The sequence below is a fragment of the Neobacillus driksii genome (assembly GCF_013409995.1).
Lineage (GTDB): Bacteria > Bacillota > Bacilli > Bacillales > Cytobacillaceae > Neobacillus > Neobacillus driksii.
Genome location: NZ_JACCBX010000019.1, coordinates 49,772 through 71,193 on the forward strand (window position 1 = coordinate 49,772; position 21,422 = coordinate 71,193).

The following is a 21,422-nucleotide window of genomic DNA, read 5'->3' on the forward strand; positions in this document are numbered from 1 at the left end:
CAAAAGTTCTCTACTAAACATAATAAAGAGCAACCAATTGCAGTAAGGGTTGCTCTTTATTATCTATATATGGAATTTTTATCTTTTTGAATGTTTTTTATCAATTTTCGCCTCAATTCTTTCCATTGCTTTCATGTCACTTTTTAATTCCTGCTTGTTATCATCGACTAATTTCTTAAAGCTTATTATGTTGCGTTTCCTCATATGTTCCTCCACCTTTCTTATGTTTTCATTATACATAATGTAGAAAGGGTATTATCAAGTTAAATATTACAAATTTTTGAACTTTTTATATTGTCGGAAAATTTAACCAAAAAAATAAGAATACCCCAAAAGGAGTATCCATCTAACATATACAAGTCTTCCGTTTCAATCCTACTCTATTTTTCATTTCTATTTTTTTTATGTATTCTACTGCAAGAGGAACCTTACATGCTGTGTTGCCTACGTCTACTTGTACTTTTCCAATGTAAGCTGCTACTTCCTTCGCTTCTTCACTTAGTTCCGTTACATAGGCGCCTACAGAAATAACAAATCCATTCATCACATATCTTACACGGTTTCGTTCACCATGAATGTTATTTTTCACTTGGTTCAACAACGCACGGATTTCAGATAAATCCAACTTTTCATCAGGGGTTATTGATAAATAATTCGAATAGGTGCTAAAGCCGCAAACCGCAATCATTTCTTCCTCAGATTGCATCCACTCTCTTGCCAATTCAATCGCATAATCACTTTCCGCAGCTACTTGCGCAACGGTATAATCGGCTGTCATATACCAGTAAGCTTTTTGAGCCCAATCACGTAAGGTTTCTTTTGAAATCAATTTTGGATTGACTGAAAGACCTGCCAAATACATCGCATCATGATTACCAGAATCATATAATTTTAATGCTAATTCATGATCCTTCTTCACGTATTTAACAAGTTTTTTCAAATCCCCAATTTTCACTCCAAAATAAGGCGCTTTTACCCCGTGATGGTTATAAATTTGCTTCGTTTGCTCGGAACCTAACTCTTCAAGTTTTTGCATAATTTCTTCAAACGTCACGCCATTCATCCTCTCAAAAAACTATTATCTCGTGCGATTATAAACTTTAATTACTATTCGCCGTTTGATATTCAGAGTCCTTTTTTTCAACCATTTCCTCAACATTGTGTATTTTATAACATTATCTTATACTAAATTATGTAAGTTTATCTGAATTTTTAAAAATTAATATAAAGGTGGTAATTTTATGAAGTTAGGGGCATTTTCTGTAAGTTTAAATGTGAAAGACATTCATGTATCAAAAGAGTTTTACGAAAACCTTGGATTTCAAGTCTTTGGTGGTGACATCAATCAAAATTGGCTGATTTTGAAAAATGAAAATTGCATCATTGGATTATTTCAAGGAGTGTTTGATAAGAACATCCTGACTTTTAATCCAGGATGGAATGAAAGCGCAGAAAATCTTGAATCATTTACAGACGTTCGGGAAATTCAAAAGCAGCTTAAAGAAAAAGGAGTAACCATGCTTTCTGAAGCCGATGAATCAACCGAAGGACCGGCACATTTTATCATTGAAGATCCGGATGGCAATCAGATTCTCTTTGATCAACACCGATAATAAAGTCAAAGAGCGATTGCCATCTTACAGCAATCGCCTAAGTTTTACTTAAGGTTTATTTATTAGACTTTGTTTTAGAATAACTTATTGTTTATTTTCGTTATCATTATATAAATCAACATAAACATTACCATTAGAATTAATCTGCGCTAGAAAGATATCCTCAAATGTTTCTGCCCCTTTTTTCTTTACCTCACTAAGGAGCCAATCTTTTGTATAGCCTAAGGACTTTAAGCGCTTTTCTAAAAGAGTTCCATCTATAATAATTAAGGAAGGTGCATGGTCATCTTTTACCCTTAGACCAATGTCTTTTGGTGTTAGTGGCTGGTACTCTGGTTTCATCATTACACTAATCTGACCATTTGTTTCTAAGATTGCCATTTCAACCTCATCAATCATGAAGGCGCCTTTTTCCCTTAAGCCATTCATTAAATCATCATAAGTCATTTTATGCTTAAATAGACCTTTTTCCATGATTTTTCCATCTTTAACCAAAATAGATGGACTACTCTCTACTAAATCTCGAAACTTGAACGATTTAATAGCGCCGTATGCAAGGATAATTGATAGCAGGGTATAAACAATTAATCCTATTAAGCCGTTGACAATTTTCATTGAAGTGTCGATGGCTACTTGTGAAGCCATGTCTCCAATTACAATCCCAACAACATAATCAAAAAAAGTAAGATGCGAAATCTGCTTTTTGCCAAGTATTCTTGCAAGAGTGAATAATACTAAAAAAGAAAAGATAGCTCGACCTGCTACTTCTAAATATTCCGGCATAGCAACCTCCAGATATTTTTATCTAACCTATCTTTCCCGATTCAAAAGAAAATATATTTTCCGAACTAAAAATAGACAAAAAGACCTATTAAAATATTTTATCCTCAAGAAAAAAATACCCATGCCACGCTATTCAGCGTTCGTGAGTATTTTTTTGAGGCTCAGGTGGGTTTTCTTACAATTATTTAGTTACGGAAAATTGTTCAAATGGCCATGAAGGCAATTGTTTACGAAGCGGTTTATCTTCTCTATAACCTAATGCAATTTCTCTGCATAAATTTTTTGAATATATTTATACAGATACATTATCTTTATGTTTAAAGGATTTTGGGGATACCCCATAAAACCTTTTAAATGTTTTTAGAAAATAACTTTTACTATCAAAACCTAATTCATATGCAATCTGTTCAACTGACTTAAAAGATTGGTCTAGTAATTCTAATGCTTTTTCCATTTTAACTCTGGTTACATATTCAACGAAACCTTCTCCTGTTTCTTTCTTGTACATCCTGCTGAGGTAACTAGAATTTAAATGCAAATGAGCAGCTACTTCTGTTAAAGAAATCTTTTCGCCAAGATGGGTTTTTACATATTCTTGTGCTTTTAAGACATCTTCATTTCTGGACGTCAATTCCAAAAGTTTGCTGACTTTTATGTGCTGATAACTTGTATAACCTTCCTGGTCTAACTTTTCCTTTAGTCTTTCAAGCAAAGCAATGATATTGGTTTCTTCCATTGATTCTTTCAAGATATAATCATAGGCTTCTAATTTTATCGCTTGTTGTGCAAAGGTAAACTCATCATGGCAAGAAAGGATCACATTATAGGAGTTGATTTTCAATTTTTTCAGCTGTTCAATCAATTCAATTCCATTTAGTTTTGGCATCCCAATATCAGTGATCAATACATCAAAAGGGTTTTCTTCCATAAACGCTAAAGCCTCACTACTATCTTGAAAGCTTGCAACTACTTGGAAGCCATAGTCGTGCCATGGGATCACTTTCTTCAAGAACTCAATAACGATCACATCATCGTCTACCAAAACTACTTCATTCATCCTAACCACCTCTTATTGACTGGAATTTGAAATGTTATCGTTGTACCCTCACCATAAACACTGTCTATCCTCAATTGAAATTCATCTCCATAAATCAACTTCATCCTTTGGTAGACATTTTGTACACCTATTCCATTAAACGATTTACTACTTTTTACAGTATCATGACTATTGTGTTGGAAAATTTTCTTTCGTAATCCTTCCAGCGCTAGCTTATCCATCCCTTTACCATTGTCGGTAATGACTAGCTGCAGATACGTATCTATTTGTTCACTTGCAATAATTTTAATGGTTTCTTTCCGATTATTACTCCCATGAATGATTGCGTTTTCAATAATAGGCTGCAAGAAAAATCTTGGTACTTGAAAACCAGAGGACGCATCGCTTACATCAACTTCTAATTCTACATCATGTTGGTGCCGAAAATTCATCAAATCCACATAATGCTTCACAATCGTTAATTCTTCCTCTAAAGGTATAAAAGCATTATTACGATTGATGGTCATTCGCAGGAGTGCGGATAAAGAATAGATTAGTGACGCACTGCCAGCATTACCCTCCATTTTGATTTTAAGACGAATGGCATTTAATACGTTAAATAAAAAATGCGGGTTAATTTGTGCTTGAAGCATTTCTAATTCTGCATTTCGTTTCGCTTCCTCTTGTATTTTAATTTGTTCAATCATATCCTCGATGGTATCCAACATATGATTAAAAGAGTGACCTAACTGAGCGACGTCATTGCTTCCAGATAAATGTATCCTAGCAGTTAAATCTCCCTGTTTGATTGCTTTTGTCACATGATGTAATCTTGTGATTGGTTTGGTAAATTCACGAACAAGCATGATAAGACCAAGTAAAAAAAGAACTAAAAAACCACCTTGAATCAATATTGTCGTCCTCGTTACCATATTAATCGATCCAATAGTATCCTTATATGGCACAAGGCTGACCAATCTCCAATTCGAATAGGACACTGGGTAGGAAACCAATAAATGCTTCTCTTTTTCAAAGTCAACAATTTGATAATCATTGTTGGTTACGTCATATTGTAATGTCGTTCCAACCTCATTTGTATTCAAACTCGAATATATTTCTCCACTCTTATTAGTTAAATAAAACTTTACTCCCTTATCACTTTGAAACTGACTAAAAAGCTTCTTAATCTCATTTTCTTTTAAACTAATAATTAAATACGAATTTAAAGAATTAGCCCTTTGAATCCTCCTGCCAATGGTAATGAGGAATGGGTTAGTATCTTTTTCTGATTCTATATAAGTTGGGTGTGCACCCAGCCAAAAAGTTTCGTAAAAACTTAAGTGCTCCAATTTATCAAACCACGGTTTTTCTCTGAATTGTAAAGGATTAAAATCTATTTGAGAATAATTGGTGTAATATAAGTCATTTTTATACAAAATGGTAATATACAAAGGCATCAGTAAATCAGTAATTCCAGACAATTCATTTGATATATGTAAATAATTAAGGGCTATTTCTTGTTTTACATTGGAGGAATTCGGGTCGATTAGCTCATGCGATTTAAGTAACTGATTCATGTCGGTATCAAATTGAATATAATTGGAGGTATACATAATATCATCAAAAATATTCTTTATTCCTAATTCAATCATCCTTAAATCATCTTCAGATTGCTTTGCTGCACGCTGTTCTAGTACATCTTTCGTAAAATGGTTTGAAACGATATAGGTACTAACCCACGGAAATAAAATACAGAGATTGACTGAAATGATTAATCTCGCTCTAAGTGACATTTGCTTTAACCTTTTCCATAAGAACTTCACTGAGATCACCACTTCCAATTATGAAAGAAATAATAATAGAGAGAAAACATGTGTTTTCTCTCTATTATAGCATGAATATTCTAATTATTGGTTGGCATCCACTACGGCTTGGACTCGTTCTTTAATATTTTTCATTGTTTTATCGAGATCCTGCTCACCAAGTAGATATAATTCCACCTCTGCACCAAATTCGTTATATGCTTCCGTAATATATGGAGGTGGTGCAATGACTTCAGAAGCTTCTACAGAGGTCAGTGCATGCTTTAATGATTCCATATGAACGGCATCAGGTTTTTTAGATCCATTCACCACTGTTTCTAACGCTTTATCCATATCTGCGTCCTTCCATGATGGCGTCCAGATACCTTGTTCTACAATACCTTCTGTTGTTAACCACCGCATGAAATCGTATGCCTCTTGCTTATGTTTTGAGCTTTTTGCGATCGAAATCAAATCCCCGCCCATTGGTGCAATTCCTTTATCACCTTCTTTATTTTTTGGCCATGGTGCCCAAGCAATTTCAAATTGTGGTGTGAATTGCCCCCATTCAGTAATCATAAAGCTAGCGGTAGGAACCATTGACGCTGATTGACTAAAGAATTGCTGACGATAATCCATTTTTTGCGATAAAATTTCAGTAAATGGAACAGATGATTTATCTACATTTTCTAACTGATTTCGTAATTCGAGTGATGCGCGGATCATTGGATCCGTTGCATTCGATGTACCATCCTCGAGTAAAATCAAATTATCTTTTTCTTTACTAATAGTTTTTAAAACGGAATATAAATTATGCCATGTGTGTAAATAAGAACCATAGTGACCGTCTGTGGTTAGCTTTTTAGCATATTCCGCATAGTCATCCCATGTCCAATCAGTCGGAATCTCTAAGCCAGCTTTATCAAGATGTGACTTATTTAGCATCACAAGATTCGTCACATTTTTCATCGGCAAACCATAGTAGTCTCCATTAATAGCCGGATAGCCATTATAGTATACTTCATTGATATCAATGCCTTCTTTTTCTACAAATTTAGTGACGGGTTCAAGCAAACCTGCATCTACTCGTTTAGCAAAATCATTAGGATTCGAGAACAATATTAAATCCATCTCCTCCCCAGCAGATGCCATTAAATCCAACTGTTTGAAATAATCCTGAGAGTTCATGTTTTCTACGAGTGGCATGGATTCCACTTTTATTCCTGGATTCTCTGCTTCATACTTCGCAATCACATCTTCCCATTTTCCAACATCCTCATTAATCCAGTGCACAAATTTTAATGTAACTTCTTCGTCAGAGGAATCAGATTTACCTTCATCTGTTGAAGCCTCATCTTTCCCGGAACAAGCAGCTAACATGAACATTGCTAAAAGTCCAACTAGTAACAACGAAACCCATTTTTTCGTCATAAACTTTCCCCCTTATTTATAGTTTATATATCAACTCTCTCAAAGAAAATTTTGAGAGTAAATACCGTATTTATCCTTTAACTCCACCTAACTGGATCCCCTCTATAACATTTTTCTGTCCGATAATGAAAATAATCAGTAAAGGTACAATGGCTGACACAGATGCTGCCATCATCAACGAGTAAACGCTCCCATGTTGATCTGAAAAGCTTTGTACACCTAACTGGATGGTATATAACTCTTTTGAACGAAGGAAGATTAATGGATTTTGGAAGTCATTCCAGGTCCAGATAAAACGTAAAATGGCATACGTGGCGATTGCTGGTCTTACTAATGGTAAAGCAATCGATGTAAAAATTCTAAAATGACCAGCTCCATCCATTCTTGCAGATTCTATGATTTCATTACTAATTCCGAGATAGAATTGGCGCAGCATAAACGTTCCAAATACACTGAAACTATTTAATAGAATAAGACCCGTATGAGTATCATAAAGACCTACCCATCTATATAATAGAAATTGTGTAACTAACAATGTTTGTGGCGGGATCATGAATGTTGCCAATACGATTAAAAAGAGGAAATTCCTTCCTTTAAAATTAATCTTGGCGAATCCATACGCCGCTAAACATGATATCGTACATGATACCAATGTTGTTAGAACGGTTACCTTGATAGAATTCCAATATAATAGCAGGAATGGCATTGAGCCTGTCCAAACCTCTTTATAATTTTCAACTGCATTCCAGTTTTGAGGAATCCATTGAATTGGAAACGTTAAAACGTCCTTTTCCACTTTAAAAGAAGCAGATATCATCCACAAAAATGGCATTAGAAAAGCAATTCCGATTAAAATCATAATGAAGGTTACAATCAATTTTCTTATGTCTAGTTTTGCTGTCATCTGTCCTGCTCCTCTCTATTAATAATTCACCCATTTTTTCTGACCGATAAATTGTATATAAGTGATGATCAAAATAATCACAAACATAACCAGTGAAATAGCAGAAGCATAGCCTGTTTTTAATTCTATAAATGCTTGCTGATACAAATAAACAACTGGTGTGATTGTTGAATTTGCTGGCCCGCCATTGGTTAAAACGATGATTAAATCAAATACTTTAAAGCTTGAAATAACACCAGTAACAAACAATAAAAAAGTTGTAGGTGACACTAACGGAATCGTAATCTTTGTAAATTGTAACCAAGCTGTAGCACCATCGATTTGTGCTGCTTCATACAATTCCTTTGGAATGTTCTGCAAGCCAGCCAAGTAAATGATTAAATTAAAGCCGATGCCAGTCCAGACCATAATTAAAATAACAGATGGTAAGGCAAAGGTAACGTCTGCTATCCAGCCAGGTGGATTTTCAACCCCAAGCTTCAACAGTAATTGGTTTATAGGTCCCTTAGTTGGATGAAAAAGCACTTGAAATACCACCGCAACAGCTACAATGCTCGAAATAAACGGCATAAAATAAATCACTTTGAACAGATCTTTCAGATAAACATATTTGTTAATGATAACAGCTAATGAAAGGGATAATAGTAAAGTAATGGGTACGGCTAAAATTAAAATAACGTTATTTAGCAGCCCTTTTTGGAATAATGGATTGGTTAGTAGTTTCGAAAAATTTTCAAAACCTACGAATTTAGCATTTTGATAGCCAGATACAAAATTCCAATCTGTAAAACTTAATACAAATGAAGAGAGAATAGGAAATAATACTAATATAGAAGTTCCGATAAACATTGGTCCAATAAATGCATACCCTGCTAAATTCTCCCTCCAGCCACTAAAAGGAGACCCATTTTTTATTTTTTTGCGAACTTTACTTTTTGTAGTTTGGATAACTTTTGTTTCAACCTTTACTTCGCTATTCATAATTTCACCCCTTCTGCTTTATTGTAGCTTTAGTATAGTTTGTGTAATCGCTTTCAACAATGTTGAATTTTTACATAATTGAGAAAATTTTTACTACTTTTATCCAAACTCCTATACTCATACATTTGGTCTACCTATCGTATATATTTTTACTTATTAGGTAAAATTTTTACTTCATCTAAAAAATAGAATCGTACTCGTCTATTGCATGATATATTTATGGATAAGGGGGGAGTACCATGCAATTTGGTTCATTTTCAAATGCGGTTTATACCTTTTGTGATTGGGTAGCTAGACTAGCATATATTAATCTATTATGGATACTATTTACTTTAAGTGGATTCGTCATTTTTGGCTTTTTTCCGGCTACGATTGCGATGTTAGCTACATTAAGACAATTTATTCGAAAAAATCATCCACCTGTTTTCCAAACTTTTTGGCAGTATTATAAAAAGGAATTCTTCAACAGTAATAAATTAGGATTAATGATCGTAGCAATTGGTTTTATATTGTATTTCAACATCACATTTTTACAATCAACATCTACTAACATGTCCTCTTTTCTTTTTTATTCAAGCGTTATTATGAGTGGTATTTATTTTATCATCATTTGTTATACATTGGCTTCCTATGTGGAGGTTGAACAACCATTAGGAACTCATTTAAAAAATGCGCTACTGATTACAATCTCTAATCCTCTACCGAGTTTATTTATCATATTTGGATTTGCAGCTGTTTACTTCGCTGTTACCTATTTATCTGGTCTAGGGTTCTTTTTCAGTGTTAGTACTTTAGGTCTTGTGATTCTTTCCTCAGCAAACCTGGCATTTAAGACTATACTAAAGAAACAAGAAAAATTAGGTACGTTAGCTAAATAAACTGCCCATCCTTCAAAACCTATATTAGATTAAAAAAAAAAACACTCACAAACGTTGAATTAACAACAATTGTGAGTGTTTTTTTTATGAGATACCGGTGGTCGGGGTCGAACCGACACTCCAGAGGAACACGATTTTGAGTCGTGCGCGTCTGCCAATTCCGCCACACCGGCATTTGGCAGGGGTAGTAGGAATTGAACCCACACCAAAGGTTTTGGAGACCTTCGTTCTACCTTTAAACTATACCCCTATAAAAAGTAATTAAATAACTTGGTGGAGGGGGACGGATTCGAACCGCCGAACCCGGAGGGAGCGGATTTACAGTCCGCCGCGTTTAGCCACTTCGCTACCCCTCCACATTGGAGAAATCACTAATATGAAATTTATGGAGGAGGAAGAGGGATTCGAACCCCCGCGCGGTTTGACCCGCCTGTCGGTTTTCAAGACCGATCCCTTCAGCCAGACTTGGGTATTCCTCCGAATAAAAATTTTTGGTAGCGGCGGAGGGGATCGAACCCCCGACCTTACGGGTATGAACCGTACGCTCTAGCCAGCTGAGCTACACCGCCAAATGTCTAAAGAATTGTAAGTTTATCGTGAAATTAACTTGGTGGAGCCTAGCGGGATCGAACCGCTGACATCCTGCGTGCAAAGCAGGCGCTCTCCCAGCTGAGCTAAGGCCCCAAAAATTGTGCTTGATGGTCGGGAAGACAGGATTCGAACCTGCGACCCCTTGGTCCCAAACCAAGTGCTCTACCAAGCTGAGCTACTTCCCGATAAAATATGGCGCGCCCGAAAGGAGTCGAACCCATAACCTTCTGATCCGTAGTCAGACACTCTATCCAATTGAGCTACGGGCGCATTTTATACTTTAACTTGTATTCTTTAAATGGTGCCGAGGACCGGAATCGAACCGGTACGGTAGTCACCTACCGCAGGATTTTAAGTCCTGTGCGTCTGCCAGTTCCGCCACCCCGGCAACTTTGGAGCGGAAGACGGGATTCGAACCCGCGACCCCCACCTTGGCAAGGTGGTGTTCTACCACTGAACTACTTCCGCATTTATGGTAAGTTATTTTACTATCGCAAAAAACTTTGGTGCGGGTGAAGGGAGTCGAACCCCCACGCCTTGCGGCGCCAGATCCTAAGTCTGGTGCGTCTGCCAATTCCGCCACACCCGCATGTAATATCGCCTTCTAGAAAAACGAACTAGAAAACTAAGTTGCTAACTTCGCTACGTCGTAGCAGCGACATTGATAATCTTACAACGGATTGCGACAAAAATCAACACTAAATTTTAAAGTTTTTTTAAAAACGCAAAAAGTACTGATATTATTCCACAATATATATTATCACCATACCTACAGTATGCTGAGGTTATAATAAAATAATAAAAAATGGTTTAGAACATTTCTCATGGGTAACAATACAATATAATTCATTCCCCAAAAAAGGAGATGATGCAATCTTGAGTTACAATCAGAAGAAAGACGTCGAAAAAATGCCCGCAAATCAGGTGGATCAAGAAGAAACCGTACCTAATAGTGAGAAGTCACCTGAATTTGATGTATTCGGAACTGCTCTAAATGACCTGCACAGTCCTTTTGAATTTTAAAAAACCCAGTGTATCAAAGAGACTGTTCTCTTTAATACACTGGGTTTTTTATATACGTTTTAACGCCTTCAAAATAATCGCTTCCCCATTAAATGAAATAATTTTTTCATCCTGTATGAGTATTCTAAATTTATCTTTAATCTTATCGGAAGATTCAAGAATAAATTTAGTCAAATGAATTTTTTCTAATTCCGGAAGCTTCATGTTTGCACACCACGATTCAAATTGAAACGTCTTCTCAAAACGATGCCATTCAAAAACTTCTAAACCACTATCCTCAAGTTTTTGAATCCATTCGGATTTTTTCCACGCACGGAAATGACTATAATCACGTATTTTCTCTATCGTATTGTAAAATTGATCATATTCTTTCCATTCAGGTACAACATTATCATCCAATAAAAATTGCCCGCCCGGCTTCAATACTCGATATACTTCCTTTATGAATAAATCCACATTAGGAAAATGATGTGGCGCAATCCTGCAGGTAACAATATCAAACGATTCATTGGTAATAGGGAGCTGCTCTGCGTCACCTTGAACAAATTCCACATTTTGATGGCCGTTTTCTGTAATAAAACTCTCAGCCGCTGCCAACAATTCTTCGGTAAGGTCAACCGCTGTCACTTTTTTAACCAAAGGTGCAAACGCATTGGCAGTATGACCACCGCCTGTGGCTATATCGAGCAGTTCTTCCTGACCATTGATTACTGCCATCTCTATCATCTTCAATAGGTCTTTTCCATCCTTATGAATAGGACTTGAAACGTACGAAGCAGCATTTTTTCCAAATTGCTGTTGAACGTCTTTTTTAATATCCATACTGTATCACCTCTTAATTCTAATTTAATCTATCGTGCTAATTAATAAAATTATGAGGTTTTTATGATTTCCAATAAGAAAAACTTATAGTGATTTACATTTCAAATTCGAGTACAACGGGACAATGATCACTTCCCATTACATCACAATGAATATCTCCATTGATTAACCTATCACGAAGTTTTTCTGAAACAATAAAATAATCAATCCGCCAGCCAATATTCCGCTCACGAACCTTAGCCATGTATGACCACCATGTATAGGCTCCTTCTTTTTCCGGATAAAAGTAGCGGTAGCTATCAATGAACCCTGACTCCAGCAGTGAAGTCATTTTTCCTCGTTCCTCCAGAGTAAAGCCGGAATTACCTAAATTGGATTTTGGATTTCTCAAGTCAATTTCCTGATGAGCCACATTTAAATCCCCACATAATACAACAGGCTTAAGTAGGTCTAATTCTTTTAAATAGGAGATAATCTGATCCTCCCATTCTAATCGGTAGCTAAGTCTCGCTAGATCTCTTTGAGAGTTCGGAGTATACACATTCACCAAGTAAAAACCTTCAAATTCCAATGTCAGGATTCTTCCTTCCTCTTGTGTATCCTCATTTCCTACACCATAAGTGACAGAAATAGGCTCCTTTTTGGTGAAAACGGCTGTACCTGAGTAGCCTTTTTTGACTGCATAATTCCAGTATTGGTGATATCCTTCAAGTTCCAGGGAAATTTGACCTTCCTGCAATTTTGTTTCCTGAACACAAAAGATATCAGCATTGACTTCATTAAAATAATCTAAAAAACCTTTATTCACACAGGCTCTAAGCCCGTTGACATTCCAAGAGACTAATTTCATGGTTTATATCCCTTCCCCCGTCATTTACTAATCATTCATAGATTGATAGGAGACATTGTATCAGCTTTAGATAATGAAGGAAAGCAGTTCGTTTTGCTGATATATTTTTTATAATGAATACCCAGCATAAATTTCCAAAAAACGGGAAACATAATTTTTAAAAAAGGATGTCCGCATGAAAGATTTAATTAAATTCCTAACAAGATACGAAAAGTTTGTTTTTATAATAATGATTGTTATTCCTTGGCTGTCTGCTCCTTTATTAGGTAAGAAAACATTTAAGCGATTTACCCTAGGTGCAGTGTTTATTTGCATTTTTGTTTTCATTGAAAGTTTGTTTGCGCACAAAAGGTTATGGTGGTTGTTTCATAAAAGACTTTTTCCAAAGGTTATTGGGGAACTTCCACTAATCATTGGGCCATTCTTCATTGGAACCCTATGGATTATGAAGTTTACCTATGGGAATTTCAAACGATACTTTCTTACCAATTTCTGTATTGATGCATTTTTTGTTTATATACATGTCCCAATCCTAAAAAAACTTGGGTATGCCTCTCTAATCAGATTAAGTAAATTTAACTTTTTACTGATCTTTTTATTCAAGGCTATGCTGCTATATCTTTTCCAAATGATCTTTGAGAAAAAGAAAATCAGATAAAGACACAAAAGGACAACTGTAAAAGTTGCCTTTTTTCATGGGATCAAATATTGTTCTGTTAATTGTGTTGAAAACAGCTTAGATGCTGGTACGATTTCGATGTTACGTTGCTTGTATTCTTCCATTGATTGAAAAATCCCGACAGAACATACTTTTCCTGTCACTCCAACATGCCCGATAGCAATTCCCCTGCCAGTGAATTCCGTTATTTTCGCCAATCTCATCATCTGTTTTCTCACGTGGCTTGATGATGAGATATCATCAAGGAAAACATCCCTTTTTAATAGCGGCACGTTCATTTCCTTTGCGAGTTCTGGAAATTTCGATTTAGGGCTTGTCCCGCTATCAATGATATACAGCTTTCTCTCTTTTGCCACTTCAACAATCGCTCTGACGACTTCCTCATCTTCTACTGCTAAAGACCCCATATGATTATTCATCCCCACTGCATGTGGTACAGACTTTAATGCTTCCTCTACTCTTTTTTTCACTTCTTTAGGTGATAAATCAACCGTAATCGGTTTCGGACCCAACCAAGAGCGCTTTCCCCTTTTCGGCTGCATCGGTAAATGGACGATTACTTCAAATCCATTTTTGTGCGCCCATTTTGCATGCTTCTTAGAGTGCTCAGTAAAAGGCATAACCGCTGCCGTAATTGGAATGTTTCCTTCAAGAAAATCTCTAACTCCGCCCGTGCCTCCACCGAAATCATCAATAATGATCGCAGCCTTCAGCTGTTTATCTTCAGTCTTCTCAGCTAAAACTGGCTCTTGCAGGGAAAACAGCAAAAAGGGGATTAATAATAGAGCAAATCTTTTCATAAAAACCTCCCAGTGTGATGTTTTACGTTAATTTGCCCTGAGAAAATTGATTCATGCTATTGGTTTTGATTATAAGAAAAAAGAGCCCCATTGCTCGGCTCTTTGGATTATCCTATTCGTCGTATACTTCCACTTTTTCCATAATGTCGCCATTTCTCATCGCTTTCGCAGCTTCAAGACCAGAAGTCACTTTACCAAAAACAGTATGTACACCATTTAGGTGAGGCTGAGACTCATGGACGATGAAGAATTGGCTGCCACCTGTGTCTTTACCAGCGTGCGCCATTGATAGAGCACCTGGAACATGTGTGTGTGGATTGCCTTGTGTTTCACATTTGATTGTATATCCAGGACCACCTGTTCCACGGCCTTCAGGGCATCCTCCTTGGCTTACGAATCCAGGAATTACACGGTGGAAAGTTAACCCATTGTAAAAGCCGCTAGTTGCTAGCTTTTCAAAGTTTGCAACTGTACCAGGTGCTTCGTTTGGATATAATTCAAACTCAATTTTTTCACCGTTTTGCATTTGTATGTGTCCTTTTTTTGCCACAATTAACATCTCCTTTATGTAAAAAAATTCATTTTCATCATACACTTTCCAACACAGAAAAGAAAGTTTCATGGTTTAAATTTATAAAATTTGTGGTATTATAACAGTACCCCTTCCGAACATTCGCTTGTTGCGGGACACTTAACCACTGTACGGACGGAAGGGGTACGTAGTGTCGTTGGTAGCGGCATTGCAAAAGCCAAGACTTTGGTCTTGGCTTTTTTACTGTTCTTTATTTGTTAATTGATAAAATAAAAATATAAACGAGAAAAAAACGAGGTAACCATAGAAGCTATACATATGCTTCCATTCACTTGAATGCCCAAAAAGCCCAAATAGTTCAGAAAACCTTTCAAAGATAGGCATTAATAAGCTGAGAAATAAAACTATTCCCACTTTCCCCAATTTGTTTACCTGCTTCATCTTTATCACATATACCAGGACAAGAATTGGCAGTCCTACAAAGGTAAAAGCAATATTAAACGAAAACAATTCAGGAAACGGTCTAATCGGGAACATGTACAAATTTTTCCCGACGAAGTAGAGATCCAAGCTAGTACCAAGCAATATAGCCAAAACTAAGACAGGGGCATATTCTCTAATTAAAAACGGTAATGACTTTTTTTGCCAAGGCGGCAAGTTCAAGCCTTTCGAGCGTTTTACAGTATTCATATTCAATCTCCCCGTTTATATGTGTTTCGTTAAGCTCCGAGAGATAGCCGGCTACATGCCAATCACGAAACCAATCTCCCTTTTCCGCTTCTTGGTGCTGAACGTCTTTCCACGCAGACATTAAATCTGGACTATAAATTTTTTTAGCTCCCCATTTTAGTTTGCAGGCATTTAATCGGAGCTGATAAGGAATTCCTGGAATTCCTTCGTTAACATTATTAAAGATATGCGGCCAATAATCTTTTCTAGACCCAGTATGGCGGTGTGCTTTTGCCCATTCTACAAATTGAATTAATAATTCCTTTTTTTGAAAAAGTACAGCATACAATCTCTTTCCTAATAAAATACGCTCATGTAATGATTGAAACTGATGAAGTGTTTGCCCGGCTAAACTCTTTTTTCGATAGGGAAACAAAATATGATTAAACGAAAGGTAATCCTGTAGTTTAAACTCTAATGTGGTTAAAACATCCTTTTGATAAATAGGATTCTGAATCACCCTTTTTTCTAAATAATTTTGTTCATTAATAACCAGAGCCATTGTTAGAATGTACGAGTCCCGCCTTCTCCAAAAATAATTCCAAACACTCTCCATGAAGGAGGATATGTCCAAAGCAGGTAAAAGGTAAAAGAGCGGTTTATTTCTTTTTAAGCTTTCACGGTATAATAAAAATTGTGGATAGGCGTCTTGAAAAATCAGCCAATTCCCGCGCTCCAAGAAAGTGAAATAAGTATTGCTTTCTTGTTTTGTAAGCAGACGTGTAAGGAGCTCCCCTTTTAAATCCGTCATGTTCCATCCGCCATTTCTAGAGACCATATGTCCTAAAAACGCCCAATGGATTTCAGGATGTTTTTGGTAAAAATCAAAATAGGCCATAGTCCTTGTAACATTATTCAGGTTCAGTTCCCTTGTATTCTTTCTAATCCTTTCTAAAATACCTTTCTCCTCGCTGGTTAATTTATTATTGTCCATGTCGGCTGGTTGTTTCATTTTTGCCTTTAATTCATCCTTAATGGTTTCAATTGGCGTTTTTTCCCTGCTTCTGATAAAAAAAATAATGATAACCTCCCTTGAGAATTCTCTTTCTATTTCCTGAATATGTATAGATGAGAATATTCAATTGGGAGAGGACTGAACATTACGATGACCGATACAAGTAAAGGCATTGAATGGCTGGTTGAGACACTTAGAAGGGATCAGTCTCCCGATGGCTCCTGGAATTACCCATTCGAAACTGGATTATCGACAGATGCCTATATGATCATTTTATTACGGACATTAGAAATAAATGATGAAGAATTAATAAAGGGTCTTACTGAGAGGATTCTGAGCAGACAAGAAAGAAACGGCTCTTGGAAACTTTTTTACGATGAGCCGGAAGGAAACCTTACAGCTACAGTGGAATCCTATTACGCCCTTTTATACTCGGGATACTATGACAAAAAGGATAAACGCCTTCAAACGGCCAAAAAATTCATTTTGTCCAAAGGCGGAATCGTAGAGGTTAATATGTTTACAAAAGTGATGTTGGCCTTAACCGGGCAATTAAAGTGGCCCTCCTTCTCCCCTCTGCCAATTGAAATTATTTTATTACCACTCTCTTTTCCAATCAATTTCTATTCTTTTTCCGTCTACGGCCGGGCAAATTTAACCCCTATGATGATTCTTGCGGATAAGAAATTATCGATAAAGACAAGTAGGAGTCCTGATCTCTCGGATTTAAGGGCAGGCAGAGATGACTCTGGATCATGGATTCGTTCGGAGGAAATACGTTCGCTCTTCTCTTTTATTAAAAAGGGTGTAAAGAATCTAATCGGGCTGCCCCAACAGCTTCATACACTGGCCATACAGCGCGCGAAGAAATATATGCTTGACCATATAGAAGAAGATGGTACGTTTTACAGCTACTACAGCTCTACTTTTTTAATGATCTTTGCCCTTATCTCACTAGGATATAAGAAAACCGACCCTGCTATCACGAAAGCGATTGATGGGATTAAATCAATGAAATGTACGATTAAAGGCCAACTGCACATGCAATACACGACAGCAAATGTGTGGAATACCTCGTTAATTGGCTATACCCTACAAGAAGCTGGGATTTCACCTGAAGATCCCATGGTTGAGATAACTAATCAATATTTACTTAAAAGGCAGCATACTAAATTTGGTGATTGGGTAATCCATAATCCTACTAGTTTACCAGGAGGCTGGGGTTTCTCAGATATTAATAGCATTAACCCCGATGTGGATGATACAACCGCCTCTTTACGATCGATTTCGAGAATGGGCACCAATCATCATGCCGCCTGGAGCCGGGGAATTAACTGGCTGCTATCCATGCAGAATGACGACGGCGGCTGGGCAGCTTTCGAAAAAAATACGGATACCAAGCTTTTTGAGTTTCTTCCCATTGAAAAGGCTCAGTTTATCCTAACTGACCCATCATGTGCAGATATCACTGGGCGTACGCTTGAATTCTTCGGGAACTATACAAATCTATCAGAAGACCATCTAAGTATTAAAAAAGGGGTAAAATGGCTGTTGGATCATCAAGAACGGGATGGTTCTTGGTATGGAAGATGGGGAATTTGTTATATTTATGGCACCTGGGGCGCAGTAACGGGTTTAGCTGCAGTCGGAATTCCTGCAAGTGATGAATCGATACAAAAAGCGATACAGTGGCTCCAGCACATTCAAAACAAAGATGGAGGCTGGGGCGAATCCTGTTACAGTGATAATAAACAAACTTACGTTCCGCTAGGAGTCAGCACTCTAACTCATACAGCCTGGGCCTTGGATACGTTAATCAGTATTTCAGATAAACAAACACCTGCGATTCGTAAAGGGGTCTCATATTTATTGGAGAATCTGCAAAAAGAGGATTGGACCACAGCCTACCCTAAAGGGCAGGGAATGGCCGGTGCATTTTATATACACTATCATAGCTATCGCTATATCTTTCCCTTACTAGCATTAGCACATTATCGAGAGAAGTTTGAAAAATAACACGACGGGACTACGATATTAAAGGGTACCGTTTTCGAGTGCATTCTTATTAGAGGACACAAGAGTTGACGTATGATTTGGCATACGTCTTTTTCTAATCGGTTGGGTGATCGGGTTAAGCACATGTGCTGTTAAATAGGCGGAAAAATTCCGCTTAATTAGTAATTAGTATTAAAAAAGGCATAAATAGACGGAGAGATTCCGCCTATTGACTCGAAAAATTCGAAAATGGGAGAGTTTTCTTTGAATAAGCGGAAAAACTCCGGTTATTTACCCCGAAACGAGCTCCATTCTGCATTTAACCGGAAAAGTTCCGCTTATTTTACTTTTGCAGGTTACTCGATCAAGGACAAGACATCTTAACTAAAAGAGAGTGTGTTTTTTCTCGTAAATCTAATAGAACCTCATTATGGTGCATAACGGTGAACCGCATTACAAGTAAGGTTAAAATTACTCGATTATTTCTTTAAGTCCGAAATAAATCTCAACAACATCTTCCACTTTCATTCGAACGAGGCCGCTGGAGGAGGGTGCGACAAAGTCAATCGTTCCGGGAACGACTGCTTTCTCCTGCTTTCCCCACGGAACTTTCTTCAAACCGCTATATTCTTGATAAACTCCCTTCCCAACGAAACAAACAACCTTCGGCTTGTACGTCTCTATCTTTTTCCGAAGAATATCTTTTCCTTCTTTGTATTCTGCCTTCGTAATCTCATCGGCTGCTTTTGTGGGTCTTGCGACAATATTGGTGATCCCCATCCCTAAATCCAACAACTTAGAATCTTCAGAGGCGTTATATCTTCGTGGTGTCAAACCTGCATCATGTAAAATTCGCCAAAACCGGTTGTTCGGATTGGCAAAATGATGTCCGGTTTCGCTTGAACGAATACTCGGATTGAATCCGACAAATAGTATCTTTAAATTCTCTCTTATATGGTCATTTACTAGTTTCAACATATTGCTCCTCAATTCATAAAACATTCATGACCCTATTTTACTAAAACTTGTTCATTTTTCATAATGATTCCAAGAAGTAATGACGGTTGCAAATAAACCAACAATTGATACGATTAACATCGAATATAGTAATCTAGGCTCCTGTAAGATGAGTAAGCTGGTCATAATAATCACCGTATCAATAGCATAAGCAATGATACCTACATTAATCTTTGTCCACTTTGCGAGAAGTAGTGCAAGCAGATCCATTCCACCTGGACTAATGTGATTCCTGAGCATGGTTCCTACCCCAATACCGAGGATTACTCCTCCGATAATGACAGAGCTCACAATCGGTACATGAAATACATCCCGTAAAGGAACCAAGAATTCAATCATGAAACCGGAAAAAAAAGCTCCAATCAGGCCGTATAAAAAATAATCAAAATCAGATTTATAGGCATATAGGTAAACAGGAATATTTAAAATCACAAAGGTTAGACCAATGCTAAAATGCCACAAGTAATTAATCACAATACTAATCCCAAACATACCGCCATTGATAAGGTGGAAGGGTAAAATAAATCCATTTACCCCGATACCAATCATCGTACTGCCAAACCCAATCACAGCTAATTTTTTCAGCATGGCTCCCATCCCTTGTCCAAAGATCTTTATAACCACATATATGTTTGTACAAGGAAGTTCATCACAACAAAAAACGGAGTATAGACTCCGTTTCATTCAGCCGCTGCTGCTTTATTAGACTTTTTGACATGTTTGAACAGGGAAACCATCAGCGTTATAAGAGGTAAGACCCACAAAAATAACGCATAAGGTAAATACTCCAAGATAGGAACGCCAACGATGGTACTGCACATAATCGCAAGCACACTCCATGGTACCATTCCTGGGAATAACATCGTCGTATCCCCCATCACCCTTGCTAATTCCTCTTCCCCATAATGATTTTTCCAATGTGGTAAGAAGGACCTCCCCGTTAGGATAATAGGAAGTGTTTGATTTGCCGCAATAACACTTATTAAAAGAGTAGCTGAGAAGGTTTTTAATGTATCACCTGTTAAAGATGTTGATCGTTGCAGCCATTTATCCAAATAAGGCTGAATAACATTCAATTCCTCCAATAGACCATTATAAGCACCGGCTAAGGCAAGAAACAGAAGTAATTCGTACATATGAAGGAAACCACCGCCGAGACCTTCAATCCCTTTCCAAAAAGCTGAACCTACTTCAGAAACGGTACCGCCATCTACTAAAGAAATAATAGCAGCACTTAAGACACTCGATATGAAGGCATATATAATGCTGAGCCTAAAAAGGACTAATACTAGCAATATAATAGGGGGAATAAACTTCAAAAACGTTAACTCTCCCCACTCAAATGAAATGGTATGAATCATTTTCTCAGTAGAAAAAAAGTCAAATACCCCATAGAATAACATGGACAATACCACTGCAATTATTGTGGTGAGGAACATTGCATTCCATTGCTTTTTAACAGGAAGTTCTAATGTATGTGCTAAAAGCTGATTCGCACTTGAAAATGGAGATGTTCGGTCCCCGACAAACGCCCCAGAAACCAATGCACCAGCTACAACTGCTGTGGATAGGTTTAGAACTACTGCAGTCCCCAAAATGGGAATACCAATCGCACTAAGTGTTCCCACTGTTGTTCCGAGAAGCATCGAAAAAACCATCGCTGCAACAAACGTTAACACATAGAAATAGTGCGGATTTATGAGATAAAGTGCGATTTTAACCATTTGGTCAATGGTTCCAGAAAGATACCAAGATGGAAGCAGAAAACTTACTAGGAAAAGTATAAGAATAACAATCCTAGTCTTGTAAACACCTCGAATACTAATTTGGACAATTTGTTTAAAAGATTGGTTATTTCGATTTGCTAAATGAACAATAACGAGATAACCGGGTAGAAACCCAATGACGAGTGGAAAATGAAAAATGACTGAAAAGATTACACCCGCTAACGTAATGGTTAGGAGGTAAATTAATTGTTTTATCGAGAACCTATTCATACAA

22 protein-coding genes and 11 tRNA genes are annotated in these 21,422 nt (G+C 37.0%); 5 read left to right on the forward strand and 28 right to left on the reverse strand.

All coding sequences use genetic code 11. From position 1 onward, the window contains the following. Positions 1–78: 78 nt before the first annotated feature. The gene (locus F4694_RS28915) at positions 79–204 is read right to left on the reverse strand and encodes an FbpB family small basic protein (RefSeq protein ID WP_179603380.1); all 126 of its coding nucleotides are present in this window, start codon (positions 202–204) and stop codon (positions 79–81) included. A gap of 142 nt (positions 205–346) precedes the next feature. Further along, positions 347–1,054 (reverse strand): DNA alkylation repair protein, encoded by a 708-nt coding sequence (locus tag F4694_RS28920; protein ID WP_179603381.1) that lies wholly within the window; start codon positions 1,052–1,054, stop codon positions 347–349. A 187-nt stretch (positions 1,055–1,241) separates the two neighbouring features. On the opposite strand from F4694_RS28920, the gene F4694_RS28925 reads away from it, so the two are divergent. Further along, a complete protein-coding gene (locus tag F4694_RS28925) occupies positions 1,242–1,613 on the forward strand; it encodes a VOC family protein (RefSeq protein ID WP_179603382.1) in 372 nt (123 codons plus the stop codon). Positions 1,614–1,697: 84 nt separating this feature from the next. Here F4694_RS28925 and F4694_RS28930 read toward each other — a convergent pair whose 3' ends face one another. The 6 genes from F4694_RS28930 to F4694_RS28955 form a co-directional block, all read right to left on the reverse strand. Beyond that, a complete protein-coding gene (locus F4694_RS28930) occupies positions 1,698–2,396 on the reverse strand; it encodes a DUF421 domain-containing protein (protein WP_179603383.1) in 699 nt (232 codons plus the stop codon). Positions 2,397–2,688: 292 nt separating this feature from the next. After that, complete coding sequence (locus tag F4694_RS28935; protein ID WP_179603384.1) at positions 2,689–3,453, reverse strand: response regulator transcription factor; 765 nt, start codon at positions 3,451–3,453, stop codon at positions 2,689–2,691. Beyond that, on the reverse strand, positions 3,450–5,255 hold the full coding sequence (locus tag F4694_RS32805) for a sensor histidine kinase (protein ID WP_179603385.1): 1,806 nt from the start codon (positions 5,253–5,255) through the stop codon (positions 3,450–3,452). Before F4694_RS32805 ends, F4694_RS28935 begins: the two co-directional genes overlap by 4 nt. A gap of 84 nt (positions 5,256–5,339) precedes the next feature. Beyond that, the gene (locus F4694_RS28945; RefSeq protein WP_179603386.1) at positions 5,340–6,665 is read right to left on the reverse strand and encodes an ABC transporter substrate-binding protein; all 1,326 of its coding nucleotides are present in this window, start codon (positions 6,663–6,665) and stop codon (positions 5,340–5,342) included. A gap of 70 nt (positions 6,666–6,735) precedes the next feature. Beyond that, positions 6,736–7,569, reverse strand: a complete 834-nt coding sequence (locus F4694_RS28950; protein ID WP_179603387.1) for a carbohydrate ABC transporter permease — start codon at positions 7,567–7,569, stop codon at positions 6,736–6,738. Between the two features lie 18 nt (positions 7,570–7,587). Further along, positions 7,588–8,550 carry a carbohydrate ABC transporter permease gene (locus tag F4694_RS28955; RefSeq protein WP_179603388.1) on the reverse strand — a complete coding sequence of 321 codons (963 nt, stop codon included), beginning with the start codon at positions 8,548–8,550 and terminating at the stop codon, positions 7,588–7,590. A 239-nt stretch (positions 8,551–8,789) separates the two neighbouring features. Between F4694_RS28955 and F4694_RS28960 the strand changes: the two genes are divergently transcribed. Continuing rightward, complete coding sequence (locus F4694_RS28960) at positions 8,790–9,428, forward strand: YesL family protein (protein ID WP_179603389.1); 639 nt, start codon at positions 8,790–8,792, stop codon at positions 9,426–9,428. A 92-nt stretch (positions 9,429–9,520) separates the two neighbouring features. Here the strand turns inward: F4694_RS28960 and F4694_RS28965 are convergent. From F4694_RS28965 to F4694_RS29015, 11 genes are all read right to left on the reverse strand, one after another. Further along, positions 9,521–9,601 (reverse strand) — tRNA-Leu (locus tag F4694_RS28965). Positions 9,602–9,604: 3 nt separating this feature from the next. Beyond that, positions 9,605–9,678: transfer RNA gene (locus tag F4694_RS28970), tRNA-Trp, on the reverse strand. Between the two features lie 21 nt (positions 9,679–9,699). Further along, positions 9,700–9,784 (reverse strand) — tRNA-Tyr (locus tag F4694_RS28975). A gap of 30 nt (positions 9,785–9,814) precedes the next feature. After that, a tRNA-Ser gene (locus tag F4694_RS28980) sits at positions 9,815–9,907 on the reverse strand. 13 nt (positions 9,908–9,920) lie between these two features. Further along, positions 9,921–9,997: transfer RNA gene (locus F4694_RS28985), tRNA-Met, on the reverse strand. A gap of 39 nt (positions 9,998–10,036) precedes the next feature. Further along, positions 10,037–10,112 (reverse strand) — tRNA-Ala (locus F4694_RS28990). Between the two features lie 15 nt (positions 10,113–10,127). Next, a tRNA-Pro gene (locus tag F4694_RS28995) sits at positions 10,128–10,204 on the reverse strand. Positions 10,205–10,212: 8 nt separating this feature from the next. Beyond that, positions 10,213–10,289 (reverse strand) — tRNA-Arg (locus tag F4694_RS29000). 29 nt (positions 10,290–10,318) lie between these two features. Continuing rightward, positions 10,319–10,407: transfer RNA gene (locus tag F4694_RS29005), tRNA-Leu, on the reverse strand. Between the two features lie 5 nt (positions 10,408–10,412). Continuing rightward, positions 10,413–10,487: transfer RNA gene (locus tag F4694_RS29010), tRNA-Gly, on the reverse strand. A 36-nt stretch (positions 10,488–10,523) separates the two neighbouring features. Further along, positions 10,524–10,608, reverse strand: a tRNA-Leu gene (locus F4694_RS29015). Positions 10,609–10,895: 287 nt separating this feature from the next. On the opposite strand from F4694_RS29015, the gene F4694_RS29020 reads away from it, so the two are divergent. Next, the gene (locus F4694_RS29020; RefSeq protein ID WP_179603390.1) at positions 10,896–11,042 is read left to right on the forward strand and encodes a hypothetical protein; all 147 of its coding nucleotides are present in this window, start codon (positions 10,896–10,898) and stop codon (positions 11,040–11,042) included. Between the two features lie 48 nt (positions 11,043–11,090). Here the strand turns inward: F4694_RS29020 and F4694_RS29025 are convergent, their stop codons facing one another. Together F4694_RS29025 and F4694_RS29030 are read right to left on the reverse strand one after the other, a co-directional pair. Then, positions 11,091–11,864 carry a class I SAM-dependent methyltransferase gene (locus F4694_RS29025; protein WP_179603391.1) on the reverse strand — a complete coding sequence of 258 codons (774 nt, stop codon included), beginning with the start codon at positions 11,862–11,864 and terminating at the stop codon, positions 11,091–11,093. 94 nt (positions 11,865–11,958) lie between these two features. Next, positions 11,959–12,714 (reverse strand): exodeoxyribonuclease III, encoded by a 756-nt coding sequence (locus F4694_RS29030; protein WP_179603392.1) that lies wholly within the window; start codon positions 12,712–12,714, stop codon positions 11,959–11,961. 175 nt (positions 12,715–12,889) lie between these two features. On the opposite strand from F4694_RS29030, the gene F4694_RS29035 reads away from it, so the two are divergent. Next, the gene (locus tag F4694_RS29035; RefSeq protein ID WP_179603393.1) at positions 12,890–13,372 is read left to right on the forward strand and encodes a hypothetical protein; all 483 of its coding nucleotides are present in this window, start codon (positions 12,890–12,892) and stop codon (positions 13,370–13,372) included. 35 nt (positions 13,373–13,407) lie between these two features. Here F4694_RS29035 and F4694_RS29040 read toward each other — a convergent pair whose 3' ends face one another. From F4694_RS29040 to F4694_RS29055, 4 genes are all read right to left on the reverse strand, one after another. Then, entirely contained in the window at positions 13,408–14,193 is a 786-nt protein-coding gene (locus F4694_RS29040; protein WP_179603394.1) for a divergent polysaccharide deacetylase family protein, read from the reverse strand. A gap of 112 nt (positions 14,194–14,305) precedes the next feature. Further along, positions 14,306–14,743, reverse strand: coding sequence for a peptidylprolyl isomerase (locus F4694_RS29045; RefSeq protein WP_034673452.1), 438 nt, complete (start codon positions 14,741–14,743; stop codon positions 14,306–14,308). 222 nt (positions 14,744–14,965) lie between these two features. Beyond that, positions 14,966–15,415 (reverse strand): CBO0543 family protein, encoded by a 450-nt coding sequence (locus F4694_RS29050; RefSeq protein ID WP_257029469.1) that lies wholly within the window; start codon positions 15,413–15,415, stop codon positions 14,966–14,968. After that, positions 15,342–16,406 (reverse strand): DUF2515 domain-containing protein, encoded by a 1,065-nt coding sequence (locus tag F4694_RS29055; RefSeq protein WP_179603395.1) that lies wholly within the window; start codon positions 16,404–16,406, stop codon positions 15,342–15,344. The genes F4694_RS29050 and F4694_RS29055 overlap by 74 nt, the downstream gene beginning before the upstream one ends. A gap of 153 nt (positions 16,407–16,559) precedes the next feature. Here F4694_RS29055 and shc point away from each other — a divergent pair, with 153 nt between their 5' ends. After that, entirely contained in the window at positions 16,560–18,425 is a 1,866-nt protein-coding gene (gene shc / locus F4694_RS29060; RefSeq protein WP_179603396.1) for a squalene--hopene cyclase, read from the forward strand. A gap of 450 nt (positions 18,426–18,875) precedes the next feature. Here shc and mug read toward each other — a convergent pair whose 3' ends face one another. The 3 genes from mug to F4694_RS29075 all read right to left on the reverse strand — a co-directional run bounded on the left by mug (position 18,876) and on the right by F4694_RS29075 (position 21,418). Then, on the reverse strand, positions 18,876–19,379 hold the full coding sequence (gene mug, locus F4694_RS29065; protein ID WP_179603397.1) for a G/U mismatch-specific DNA glycosylase: 504 nt from the start codon (positions 19,377–19,379) through the stop codon (positions 18,876–18,878). Positions 19,380–19,433: 54 nt separating this feature from the next. Further along, positions 19,434–20,009 carry a YitT family protein gene (locus F4694_RS29070; protein WP_179603398.1) on the reverse strand — a complete coding sequence of 192 codons (576 nt, stop codon included), beginning with the start codon at positions 20,007–20,009 and terminating at the stop codon, positions 19,434–19,436. Between the two features lie 92 nt (positions 20,010–20,101). Further along, positions 20,102–21,418 (reverse strand): Na+/H+ antiporter NhaC family protein, encoded by a 1,317-nt coding sequence (locus F4694_RS29075; RefSeq protein WP_179603399.1) that lies wholly within the window; start codon positions 21,416–21,418, stop codon positions 20,102–20,104. Positions 21,419–21,422: the final 4 nt, after the last annotated feature.

Coding starts and splice junctions, on each gene's coding strand:
- F4694_RS29025 (WP_179603391.1), bottom strand. CDS start 11,864: ATGGATATTAAAAAAGACGTTCAACAGCAATTTGGAAAAAATGCTGCT.
- F4694_RS29040 (WP_179603394.1), bottom strand. CDS start 14,193: ATGAAAAGATTTGCTCTATTATTAATCCCCTTTTTGCTGTTTTCCCTG.
- F4694_RS29070 (WP_179603398.1), bottom strand. CDS start 20,009: ATGCTGAAAAAATTAGCTGTGATTGGGTTTGGCAGTACGATGATTGGT.
- F4694_RS28925 (WP_179603382.1), top strand. CDS start 1,242: ATGAAGTTAGGGGCATTTTCTGTAAGTTTAAATGTGAAAGACATTCAT.
- F4694_RS28960 (WP_179603389.1), top strand. CDS start 8,790: ATGCAATTTGGTTCATTTTCAAATGCGGTTTATACCTTTTGTGATTGG.
- F4694_RS28945 (WP_179603386.1), bottom strand. CDS start 6,665: ATGACGAAAAAATGGGTTTCGTTGTTACTAGTTGGACTTTTAGCAATG.
- F4694_RS28935 (WP_179603384.1), bottom strand. CDS start 3,453: ATGAATGAAGTAGTTTTGGTAGACGATGATGTGATCGTTATTGAGTTC.
- F4694_RS28915 (WP_179603380.1), bottom strand. CDS start 204: ATGAGGAAACGCAACATAATAAGCTTTAAGAAATTAGTCGATGATAAC.
- F4694_RS28930 (WP_179603383.1), bottom strand. CDS start 2,396: ATGCCGGAATATTTAGAAGTAGCAGGTCGAGCTATCTTTTCTTTTTTA.
- F4694_RS28950 (WP_179603387.1), bottom strand. CDS start 7,569: ATGACAGCAAAACTAGACATAAGAAAATTGATTGTAACCTTCATTATG.
- F4694_RS29050 (WP_257029469.1), bottom strand. CDS start 15,415: ATGAATACTGTAAAACGCTCGAAAGGCTTGAACTTGCCGCCTTGGCAA.
- F4694_RS29055 (WP_179603395.1), bottom strand. CDS start 16,406: ATGAAACAACCAGCCGACATGGACAATAATAAATTAACCAGCGAGGAG.
- F4694_RS29030 (WP_179603392.1), bottom strand. CDS start 12,714: ATGAAATTAGTCTCTTGGAATGTCAACGGGCTTAGAGCCTGTGTGAAT.
- F4694_RS29035 (WP_179603393.1), top strand. CDS start 12,890: ATGAAAGATTTAATTAAATTCCTAACAAGATACGAAAAGTTTGTTTTT.
- F4694_RS29075 (WP_179603399.1), bottom strand. CDS start 21,418: ATGAATAGGTTCTCGATAAAACAATTAATTTACCTCCTAACCATTACG.
- F4694_RS28955 (WP_179603388.1), bottom strand. CDS start 8,550: ATGAATAGCGAAGTAAAGGTTGAAACAAAAGTTATCCAAACTACAAAA.
- shc (WP_179603396.1), top strand. CDS start 16,560: ATGACCGATACAAGTAAAGGCATTGAATGGCTGGTTGAGACACTTAGA.